General features: G+C 70.4%; 10 protein-coding genes. 6 read left to right on the top strand and 4 right to left on the bottom strand.

Going from position 1 to position 9772, the window contains the following annotated elements; translation table 11 throughout:
• Positions 1–234: 234 nt before the first annotated feature.
• The 4 genes from N4G66_RS23410 to N4G66_RS23395 all read left to right on the top strand — a co-directional run bounded on the left by N4G66_RS23410 (position 235) and on the right by N4G66_RS23395 (position 4302).
• Positions 235–750 (top strand): SigE family RNA polymerase sigma factor, encoded by a 516-nt coding sequence (locus tag N4G66_RS23410; protein ID WP_261706129.1) that lies wholly within the window; start codon positions 235–237, stop codon positions 748–750.
• An 8-nt stretch (positions 751–758) separates the two neighbouring features.
• Entirely contained in the window at positions 759–1283 is a 525-nt protein-coding gene (locus N4G66_RS23405) for a hypothetical protein (RefSeq protein WP_261706128.1), read from the top strand.
• A 356-nt stretch (positions 1284–1639) separates the two neighbouring features.
• Positions 1640–2845: a bifunctional glycosyltransferase family 2/GtrA family protein gene (locus N4G66_RS23400; protein ID WP_261706134.1), complete on the top strand. Its 1206-nt coding sequence runs from the start codon at positions 1640–1642 to the stop codon at positions 2843–2845.
• 275 nt (positions 2846–3120) lie between these two features.
• Complete coding sequence (locus N4G66_RS23395) at positions 3121–4302, top strand: hypothetical protein (RefSeq protein ID WP_261706133.1); 1182 nt, start codon at positions 3121–3123, stop codon at positions 4300–4302.
• A gap of 167 nt (positions 4303–4469) precedes the next feature.
• Here N4G66_RS23395 and N4G66_RS23390 read toward each other — a convergent pair whose 3' ends face one another.
• Positions 4470–4904 (bottom strand): SRPBCC family protein, encoded by a 435-nt coding sequence (locus N4G66_RS23390; protein ID WP_261706127.1) that lies wholly within the window; start codon positions 4902–4904, stop codon positions 4470–4472.
• On the opposite strand from N4G66_RS23390, the gene N4G66_RS23385 reads away from it, so the two are divergent.
• On the top strand, positions 4883–5281 hold the full coding sequence (locus tag N4G66_RS23385; RefSeq protein WP_261706126.1) for an acyl-CoA-like ligand-binding transcription factor: 399 nt from the start codon (positions 4883–4885) through the stop codon (positions 5279–5281). The genes N4G66_RS23390 and N4G66_RS23385 overlap by 22 nt on opposite strands.
• A 58-nt stretch (positions 5282–5339) precedes the next feature.
• On the opposite strand, the gene N4G66_RS23380 is transcribed toward N4G66_RS23385, so the two are convergent.
• The 3 genes from N4G66_RS23380 to N4G66_RS23370 all read right to left on the bottom strand — a co-directional run bounded on the left by N4G66_RS23380 (position 5340) and on the right by N4G66_RS23370 (position 7971).
• Positions 5340–5669, bottom strand: a complete 330-nt coding sequence (locus N4G66_RS23380; RefSeq protein WP_261706125.1) for an antibiotic biosynthesis monooxygenase family protein — start codon at positions 5667–5669, stop codon at positions 5340–5342.
• Between the two features lie 230 nt (positions 5670–5899).
• On the bottom strand, positions 5900–6898 hold the full coding sequence (gene gap, locus N4G66_RS23375) for a type I glyceraldehyde-3-phosphate dehydrogenase (protein WP_261706124.1): 999 nt from the start codon (positions 6896–6898) through the stop codon (positions 5900–5902).
• A gap of 116 nt (positions 6899–7014) precedes the next feature.
• Positions 7015–7971: a GlxA family transcriptional regulator gene (locus N4G66_RS23370; protein WP_261706123.1), complete on the bottom strand. Its 957-nt coding sequence runs from the start codon at positions 7969–7971 to the stop codon at positions 7015–7017.
• Positions 7972–8478: 507 nt separating this feature from the next.
• Here N4G66_RS23370 and N4G66_RS23365 point away from each other — a divergent pair.
• A complete protein-coding gene (locus tag N4G66_RS23365; protein WP_261706122.1) occupies positions 8479–9651 on the top strand; it encodes an amidase domain-containing protein in 1173 nt (390 codons plus the stop codon).
• Positions 9652–9772 lie beyond the last annotated feature (121 nt).

Below are 9772 nucleotides of genomic sequence, written 5' to 3'. Positions count from 1 at the left end.
TGCCCCCCGCGCCTGTCTGGTGGCGCTGACGCGCTTCCGGCGTGCCCGCCGACGGCGCCATCCCCAAGACCCCCGGAGCGTCCAACGTGCCCGCAGCGCCTTCCCGTTCTCCCGCCCGACCCTCACCGGACCTCGCCCGGCGTGACCCAGATCACCCGGCTCGGGTGCATAGCGAGGCGCCCGTCAGCGTCTTTCCCCAGGTGTACGAAGGCGGCAAATGCGGGGACGGTGCGGATGGAACAGACAAGAGCCGAGGGGATCGACGGCTTCGACGCGTTCGTCGCGGCCCGTTGGTCGGCGTTGTTCCACCTCGCCCGCCTGCTCTGCGCGGGTGACCGGCACCGCGCCGAGGATCTGCTCCAGGAAGCCCTGGTCAAACTCTGGTTCGTCTGGGCGAAGGTCGCCGACGAGGCGCCCGAGGCGTACGTACGGAAGATCCTGGCACGCGCCGCCGCCCGCTCCGCACGACGACGGTGGTGGGGCGAACGCCCAGTGGAGGCACTGCCGGACCTGGCACACACGGGGGACGAGTCCGCGGCCGTGGTGGAACGGTCGCGGCTGGAGGCGGCCCTCGCCCAACTGCCGCCCCGGCAGCGGGCGGCCGTAGTCCTGCGCTACTACCAGGATCTGCCCGAAAGGCAGGTCGCGGAGGTCCTGGGCTGCCCACTGGGCACCGCCCGTTCCCACGCGTCACGCGGTGTGGCGCGGCTGCGCCAGATCCTGGCGGATGTCATCGAGCCGGTGGGGTGAAGGAAAGCATGGATCACTTCGAGCGGGAGTTGGCGCGGATGATGCGCGACGCCCAGGAACACACCCCATTCGAGCCCGCACAGCAGAACAGCCTCCGCGACGGTGTGCGCGTCCGCCGCCGGGTCCGGGCGGCGCAGAAGGCCGCGAGCTGCGTCCTGGCTGTCGCCGGGATCAGCGTCGGCCTGTTCCTGCTGCCGCACACCCCGGACCGCGACATGCCGCTGGGCCCTGTACCTCAGCCTTCGACGAGCCCCACCTCCCCGTACGCCACCCCGTCACCGACCTCGTCCCCGAGCGGGAGCTCCACCGAGTCGGCCACCGCCACGGCCGAGGACACCGCCGGAGCCTCCGGTCCGCCCGACACACCGACCACGACAGGGAGTTCGAGCTCCGTCGCCTACGGCCCCGGGGGGACCGCGACGACCAGTGCGCCCGCCACCGCGCCGGTGACGCCGAGCGAGACCCCGTCGTACTCACCGACGTCGAGCCTCGACCATCCGTCGTCGTCGCCCGGAACGACCAACACCCGATAGCTCCGGCACGACCTCGACCAGTCCGCTCCCGCGGGCCGGTTCTGCGGGCCGGTTCTGCGGGCCGGCTCTGCCTCCGGACAGGCTCCGGCCCGCCGCCGCCCGACTGCCTCACCCCGTTGTCCGCACAGCACCCATATCCGCACTCCGTCAGCGCAGTTCGGCCGTGAGCGTCTTCGGCCTGCCTCGCGCCGGCGCACAGAAGAGGACGAATCATGACGAAGGCATTGCGGTCCGCTCCCCCGGGCTTCGAGGACTTCGCGGACTTCAAGGACCTCGAAAGGGGACTGCCCGTGGAGCGAAAAACCGGAAAACGGCTGCCCGTCGAACGCGGGCCCGATGACCGCCTGCCCGTCCGCATGCCGTTGCCGGCGGACCACACGGAACCCGTCCTGGACGTGGTCGTCCCCGTGTTCAACGAGGAAACGGACCTGGAGCCGAGCGTGCGGCGCCTGCACGCCCACCTGCGCGAGACGTTCCCGTACCCCTTCCGCATCACCGTCGCCGACAACGCCAGCACGGACGCCACCCCGCGAATCGCCGCCCGGCTGGCCGCCGACCTGCCCGAGGCCACGTGGATACGACTCGACGAGAAGGGGCGTGGCCGAGCCCTGCGCACCGCGTGGTCGGGCTCGAAGGCGCCGGTGCTCGCGTATCTGGACGTCGACCTGTCCACCGAGCTGAACGCGCTCCTGCCGCTGGTCGCCCCGCTGATATCCGGGCACTCCGACATCGCCATCGGATCCCGGCTGGCCCGCGGCTCCCGGGTGACCCGGGGCCCCCGACGGGAGATCATCTCCCGTTGCTACAACGCCCTGTTGCGATCCGCTCTCGCCGTCGGCTTCTCCGACGCGCAATGCGGTTTCAAGGCCATCCGCCGCGATGTCGCCGAGCGACTGCTGCCCCTGGTGGAGGACTCGGGGTGGTTCTTCGACACCGAGTTGCTGGTGATCGCCGAACGCGCCGGGCTGCGTATCCACGAGGTACCGGTCGACTGGGTGGACGACCCCGACAGCCGGGTCGACCTGGTCTCCACGGCCGTGGCCGACCTGCGCGGCATCGCGAGGATCGGCCACGCGCTGGCCCGTGGCACGCTCCCGACGGCGCGGCTGGGCCGCACCTCCGAGGGTGAGCCGCCCGCCTCGCTCACGGCTCAGTTGCTGCGGTTCGGCGCCGTGGGTGTGGTGAGCACGATCGGGTACGTCCTGCTCTACGCGGCCCTGCGTCCGGTGACGGGGTCTCAGGCCGCCAACGCATGGGCGCTGCTGGTCTGCGCCGTCGCCAACACGGCCGCGAACCGACGGCTCACCTTCGGGCTGCGCGGCCGGGGTGGCGCACTGCGCCACCAGGCCAAGGGACTTGCCGTGTTCGGCCTCGGCCTCGCGCTCACCAGCGGGTCACTGGCCGCGCTGCACCGCTGGACGCACGGACCCGGACGAACCATCGAGATCATCGTCCTCGTCACGGCCAACCTGGCGGCGACGCTGCTGCGTTTCCTGCTCCTGCGCACCTGGGTGTTCACCGCCGGCACCCAGGGCGACGACACGGGAAGCGAGCCGCGATGAACAACCCCGGCCCCGCGAACCCCCCTGCACCGCAGGACAACAGGCCCCGCACGACTGTCCGTTGGCCGACGGTCAGACAACCGGACGATACGAGCCCGGCTCAGGGCGCACACTCCGACGCGCCGGGAGCCGCCCCGCTCTCCTCCAGTGCGCTCGCCGTTTCCTCGGCCCGCCAAGGCGTTCGCGAACACGTCCGCGAACGCGCCCGCGACCGGTGGGCACGGCTGTGCGGGGCGGCGCCGCAGCACGGCCAGGTCCTGGCCCTGTACGGCACGATGAAGCTCATCGGCTTCTGCGTCTTCATGTACCTGCTGGACTCCTCCGGGGACTTCCGCAGGAAGAACCCCCGCTTCGGGGGCGGCGCCCACACCTGGGACGTCCTGGCCACCTGGGACGGCTGGTGGTACCAGCAGATCGCCGCGCACGGCTACCACCCCGCGCTCGTACCGGTGCCCGGTGCCACCGGTCTGATCACCCTGGAGGGCAACTCCGCGGCGTTCTTCCCGCTGTACCCCGCCCTGATGCGCCTGGTCTCCTCCTGCACCGGGCTCGGTCTGCTCGGTGCAGGCCTGGCGGTCTCCATCGCCGCCTCGTTCGTGGCCGCACTGGCCGTCTACGCCGTGACCGCTCGGATCAGCGGCCGGCGGGCCGGGCTGGCCGCCGCCGGGCTCTGGGCCGTGTGGCCCGGCTCGGGCATGGAGTGGTCCGGCTACTCGGAATCCTTGTACATCGCCCTCGCCGCCTGGGCCTGCTACGCCGTCATGCGCCGGAACTGGCTCACCGCCGGCCTCCTGACCTGCGCCGCGGGCCTCACCCGGCCGACGGCCACCGCGCTGATCGCGGCGCTCGCTCTCGCCGTACTGGTGGATCTGCTCCGGCACCGCCGCGCAGCAGGCAGTCCGGGAGACTTCCCCTCCCCGGACGGGTCGGGGCGCCGGGACGCGCTCCTGCGCCCGCTGGCAGCCGTCGCGATCGCCCCTCTCGGCCTGGCCGGCTATCTGGGCTGGGTGGGCTACCGAATGGGCGACTACGGCGGGTACTTCAAACTTCAGGACGGCGCCTGGGCCCACACATTCGACTACGGCCAGCACACCTACAAGGTGTTCGCGTCGCTCATGGTCGGCCACTACGACTACCTCTACGCCTGCCCCTTCGAAGACGTCATCGCCGCCGGCACCGTCCTGCTGGCCCTGATCGTCCTGCCTCTGCTGTTCCGGCTGCGCCCACCACTCGTCCTGACCGTGCACACCCTGCTGACGATCGCTCTCGTCCTGGGGAGCCAGCAGATCTTCGGGAACGTGTCCCGCTACCTGCTGCCGGCCTTCCCCCTCCTCATCCCCTGCGCCACCGCCATGCGTCGGCTCAGCACTCCGGTTCTGTGCACGGTCCTCACCATCGCGGCACTCGCCTCGGGCTCCTACGCCGGATACGTCCTGTTCGAAGTCGGCGTCCCGTGACCAACACCCGCGCCGTTCCCGGCCGTCGGACAAGCGGACCACTCAACGTCAGCGGTCGCAGCCGGAGTTGCTCCCCCAGAGCCTTCCCCCACCGATCGGAGGTCTCCTCCTGCCCGAATCGCCCGGGGCACACTTGGGTGCCTCCAGCTCCAGCCTCCGGCGAGACCCTAGATCTTGGGCTTGAGCGTGCTTCCGGGACGGAGGTCGCCCATCTCGTCGAGTTCGTTCAGGACGGCGGACAGGCCGACGCGCAGCATCTTCCGCCGGACGTGGCCCAGGATCTGGGCCACGAAGAAGCCGCCGGTGCCCGTGAAGCCCGTGTGGTCGTAGGTGAACCGCGTCCCCGCCGCGTGGGGCTCGATCCGGTAGGCGACCTCGGTCGTCTCGCCGCCGCCGTGGTCCGTCCACGAGCAGCGCAGCAGCCGGGGCTCGTCGGCCTCCAGGACGACGCAGTCGACGATGCCGCTCCAGCCGGGCTTCGGCTTCGCGATGAACCGGAACCCGGTGCCCTCGTCGGTGGCGAACCCTTCCGGGCGCCCTCCGGGCGGTCCTTCAGGTCCTCTCGGGCGAGTTGCACGGAATGACGTCCTGGACCGCGGCACAGGACGACCCCGTCGAGGCCGCCGCGAAGATCAGCCGCTTCGGCGCGCTGACCAGATCCACACCCTCACTGCGGGCCTGTCACCGCGACATGACCGACCGAATCGTCGCCGTCGCGGCCGAGGTGCCGGCCCGGCGCACCCGGACGAGCCCGGACGCTCCTGAACCGCAGATCGCGGCGACCGCTCCGCTCGGACTGTGGAGCATCCGGTTCCAGAGCCTGGGCAAGCACCTGGACGGGGTCCGCTCGCCCGAACAGGTCCATGAGGCGGTGACCGCCGACGTCCGGCGCGCGGCCACGCTCATCGACACCGGCCTGGCGGCGTTCGAGAGCCTCACCGAGCCGACGACCCGGCCGGCGACCACGGCGCGCCCTTGAGCAGGCGCGAACGGCCGGCGGCGCTCAGGCGCCGCCGGCCGTTCGCGCGACGATCTGTCTACGGCTGGGTCGGCGCCGCCTGCTGCACGACCTCGAAGGACCACAGTGTGGACCCGCTCGCCGCAGGCTTGGGACGCTCGCCGCCCTGCGCGTCACCACCCTGGTGGGCGGCCTTCATCGGGCCCTCCATCCAGGCCTGGAAGGACTCCTCGTCACGCCAGCGGGTGTAGACGAGATAGCTGTCGGTGCCCTCGACCGGCCGGAGCAGCTCGAACCACTCGAACCCGTCGGAGCCCTCGACGGCATGGGCACGGGAGGCGAAGCGCTTCTCCAGCGTCTCCCGCTGCTCGGCCGGCACGCTCAGTACATTGATCTTGACGACGCTCATGTCCCCATCCTGCCGCACCACGGTCGACAGAAGGCTCAGGGGCCGCCTGCCGCCCGGCCCGGACGGCCGCTCCGCGGAACTCCGGCGGCACCTCGGGCCGAACTCGCGCAGCAGCAGCCGTACGGCGAAGTCCTCGCCCCCCGCGTGGCCGCGACGGCAACCGGTCAGCGATCAGGGATCGGCCGCCGTCACCGGGCGCGGACGCGGGAGCGAGACCGCCGCATGTCGGATCAGCCGGTGGTGAGGAGCTGGAGTGTGTCGATGACCCGGTTGGAGAAGCCCCACTCGTTGTCGTACCAGGCGACCACCTTGATGTGACGGCCGTCGACGCGGGTGAGGGCCGAGTCGAAGATCGCCGAGGCCGGGTTGCCCGTGATGTCGGACGACACCAGTTCGTCCTCCGAGTACTCGAGAACGCCCGCGAGCGGCCCGTCCGCCGCGGCACGGTAGGCAGCGAGGACGTCGTCTCGTGTCACATCGCGGGCCACGGTGGTGTTGAGCTCTACGATCGAGCCCACCGGAACCGGCACCCGGATCGAGTCGCCCGACAGCTTGCCGTCGAGGTTCGGCAGCACCAGGCCGATCGCCTTGGCGGCGCCGGTCGTGGTCGGCGCGATGTTGACAGCGGCGGCACGGGCGCGGCGGGCGTCACGGTGCGGGCCGTCCTGCAGGTTCTGCTCCTGGGTGTAGGCGTGCACCGTCGTCATGAAGCCGTGCTCGATACCGGCGAGTTCGTCGAGCACCGCGGCCAGGGGCGCGAGCGCGTTGGTCGTGCACGACGCGTTCGAGACGATCGTGTGCACGGCCGGGTCGTAGGCATCATTGTTGACGCCGAACGCGAGCGTCACGTCGGCACCGTCCGCCGGCGCGCTGACGAGGACCTTCTTCGCACCGGCGTCGAGGTGTGCCCCGGCCGCCTTGGCCGAGGTGAAACGGCCGGTGGCCTCCAGTACGACGTCGACGGCGAGCTCGGCCCAGGGGAGCTGACCCGGTTCACGCTCGGCCAGTACCTTGATGCGCCTGCCGTCGACGACGAGGGTGTCCCCGTCGACGGTCACCGGGCGACCGAGCCGGCCGGCCGTCGAGTCGTAGGCGAGGAGCCGGGCGAGTGCGGCGGGCTCCGTCAGGTCGTTGATCGCGACGACTTCCAGGTCGGTGTCGCGTTCGAGGAGCGCGCGCAGCACATTGCGTCCGATGCGGCCAAATCCATTGATGGCGATACGTGTCATGAGTGATGTCCCTTCGGCTCCCTCCCAGGTTCGCGCGCGGCATCGGGCCGTGACAGCGGCGAGATCGCCAGGGTCCGCAAGGATCGCGCCACCCTCGCGGGCTCCTCCTCGGCGAGCTATTCGCCCTGGGTGAAGGTGCGCCGGTATTCGCTCGGGGTGGTGCCGAGGATCCGCTGGAAGTGCAGCCGCAGATTGGCACCGGTGCCGAGACCCACGCCCGCGGCGATCTGCTCGACGCTCCATTGCGAACGCTCCAGGAGTTCGCGGGCCATGTCGATGCGGGCCCGCATGACCCATTGCATCGGCGTGTATCCGGTGTCGTCCGCGAAGCGCCGCGAGAAGGTCCGCGGTGACACGGCCGCGTGGTGCGCCAGCGCCTCCAGGGAGAGAGGTTCGCCGAGCCGGTGCAACGCCCATTCGCGGGTGGCCGCGAATCGTTCACCCAGCGGTTCGGGCACGCTGCGCGGCACGTACTGCGCCTGACCGCCACTGCGGTAGGGGGCCGCGACCAGGCGCCGGGCCGCATGGTTCGACGCGGCCACTCCGAGGTCGCGGCGCAGGATGTGCAGACACAGGTCGATGCCCGAGGCGGCGCCGGCCGAGGTGAGCACACTCCCCTCGTCGATGAAGAGGACGTTCTCGTCGACCTTGATGAGCGGGTGTTTCGCGGCGAGCGCCCGCGTGTAGTGCCAGTGCGTCGTGGCACGCTTGCCGTCGAGCAGCCCCGTGGCGGCGAGCGCGAAGGCGCCCGTGGAGATGGCGGCGAGCCGTGCGCCCCGGTCATGGGCCTCGATCAGCGCCTCGACGACAGCCCGCGGCGGGTCCTCACGGTCCGGAGACCGGTAGCCGGGCACGAAGACGATGTCGGCCCAGGCAAGTTGTTCGAGGCCGTGGGCGACGTGGTACGACAGGCCGTCGCCGCCGGTCACGAGACCGGGTTCCGCGCCGCACACCCGCACCTCGTACGGCATGCTCGCCCGGGTTGTGAACACCTGCGCGGCGATACCGACATCGAGTGGCTTGGCACCCTCCAGCACGAGAACGGCGACGCGATGCAAGGGAGATGCTGCCACGGTGAAGAGGGTACGTGGGGCGTGCGGGTCATGGCCTTTCGACGTACCGGCGACGGTCACTCGCACCGACCCCTTGCACCGGCCGCCCCCGCGTCGCCTGCTCGAACACCGGACGGAACGGTCTGACGAAGCCGTCCGACGGAACGGTCTGACGAAGCCGTCCGACGGAACGATCTGACGAAGCCGTCCGACGGAACGATCTGGCGGAGCTTCTGGCGGAGCGGTCCGACGGAGTATCCGCTCTCCCAGTACGCCTCCCCACACCGGCAGGTGACGCTCACTCACCGGAATCGGCGCAGGCCTGCCGCCTCCGGCCGGACGGCTCCGGAAGCGGCGGCCGGGCCCCTGCAGGAACGGCCGGTTGCCGGGATTGCCCTTTCGAGCGCGGAGCTGCGGCTTTCCGTCGTCTCACCTCGATACCGCTTCGGCAACCCCCTTCACAGGAGCCACACACGCCGTGCGAGGATGCGGCTCCGGTATCGAATACCGGCGTAGAGGGGAACACCATTGAAATCAAGGAAACTGAGCCGTAAGCGGCAACGCGCAACCATAATCGGAGCGGCGGCCGCCTCGGTCGTCGCCGGCGCAGCCCTGCTGCCCAACTGGTCTGCGGGCGCGGCGAGTGTCACCGCCGACCCCAAGGTGGACGCGTCGACCAAGGCCACCTTCCAGAGGCTCGCGGACGCGGTCTTCACCGACCGCACCGACGCCCTGGTGGACAACGACGGAACGAAGCAGAAGACGTCGCGGTTCTCCGGCGACGTGCGGCTGTCCTCGACCCAGTCGCGTGCCGAGAAGTCCGCGCTGGCGAAGCTGGAGAGCCGCAAGGCCCGTCTGGCGGAGCTCGGCGAGAAGTACCGCTCGGCCAACACGACTGTGTCGCTGGACCGTACGGTGGTGAAGGGCCGTCACGCCACTGTCGACGTCACCGAGACGACGGCGCTGGCCTACGACAAGGCCAAGGGCACCGAGCCGAAGACCACCGGCTTCGAGGCGCACCACACGCTGACGTTCAAGGCCGACCGCAAGGGCGACTGGCAGCTCACCGACATCAAGGACACGGACGACGGGATCGCGGTCAACCAGGTCGCGACCACCAAGCTCGTCGCCACGCCGATGACCGGTGACAACACCCCGCCCGCCGCCACCCGCGCCGCGATCACGCAGCCGGCGCCGGCCAAGCCGAAGAACTTCTCGGCCACCGGCTACGACTACAAGGCCATGGCGGCGTACGCGGCGAAGTACTGGAAGAACTACAACCCGGCCTACCCTGACTTCAACGGGGAGGGCGCCGGCGGGGACTGCACCAACTTCGTCAGCCAGACCCTGAAGGCCGGCGGCTGGAAGCACGTTCCCGGTTACACGAACGACTTCCACAAGTGGTTCGGGAACTCCGACATCCAGTCGGACTCGTTCGTCGGTGTCAACGAGTTCTCGTGGTTCGCCCTGTCCTCCAAGCGGGTCACCAGCCTTGCCAACGTCTACCAGGCGGACGTCGGTGACGTGGTGCAGGTGGACTTCAACAAGGACGGGTCCAAGGACCACACGATGATCGTCACCTACCGCAGCCCGCAGGGCCTGCCGTACGTGTCGTACCACTCCACCAACACCTACAACAGGTCGTTGGCGAGCATCATCGCGTCGTACCCGAACGCCGCGTACTACGCCTACCGCACCTGAGCGGTCGCGTTCCGGGGCGGGAGTCGGCACCATGTGCCGGGCTCCCGCCCTTTGCGTTGTACACCCGGCGTCGTGTGCGGACTTATGTGTCGCGGCCTCACGTGCGGCGGCCTCACGTGCG

It is taken from the genome of Streptomyces rhizosphaerihabitans, assembly GCF_025399795.1.
In the GTDB taxonomy this organism is placed as follows: Bacteria; Actinomycetota; Actinomycetes; order Streptomycetales; family Streptomycetaceae; genus Streptomyces; species Streptomyces rhizosphaerihabitans.
This window is presented reverse-complemented; position numbering and strand designations above follow the sequence as displayed.

Bases quoted from the DNA above. Each gene is read 5' to 3' on its own strand.
- N4G66_RS23410 (WP_261706129.1), top strand. From the start codon at position 235: ATGGAACAGACAAGAGCCGAGGGGATCGACGGCTTCGACGCGTTCGTC.
- gap (WP_261706124.1), bottom strand. From the start codon at position 6,898: ATGACACGTATCGCCATCAATGGATTTGGCCGCATCGGACGCAATGTG.
- N4G66_RS23400 (WP_261706134.1), top strand. From the start codon at position 1,640: ATGCCGTTGCCGGCGGACCACACGGAACCCGTCCTGGACGTGGTCGTC.
- N4G66_RS23395 (WP_261706133.1), top strand. From the start codon at position 3,121: ATGAAGCTCATCGGCTTCTGCGTCTTCATGTACCTGCTGGACTCCTCC.
- N4G66_RS23385 (WP_261706126.1), top strand. From the start codon at position 4,883: ATGACGTCCTGGACCGCGGCACAGGACGACCCCGTCGAGGCCGCCGCG.
- N4G66_RS23405 (WP_261706128.1), top strand. From the start codon at position 759: ATGGATCACTTCGAGCGGGAGTTGGCGCGGATGATGCGCGACGCCCAG.
- N4G66_RS23380 (WP_261706125.1), bottom strand. From the start codon at position 5,669: ATGAGCGTCGTCAAGATCAATGTACTGAGCGTGCCGGCCGAGCAGCGG.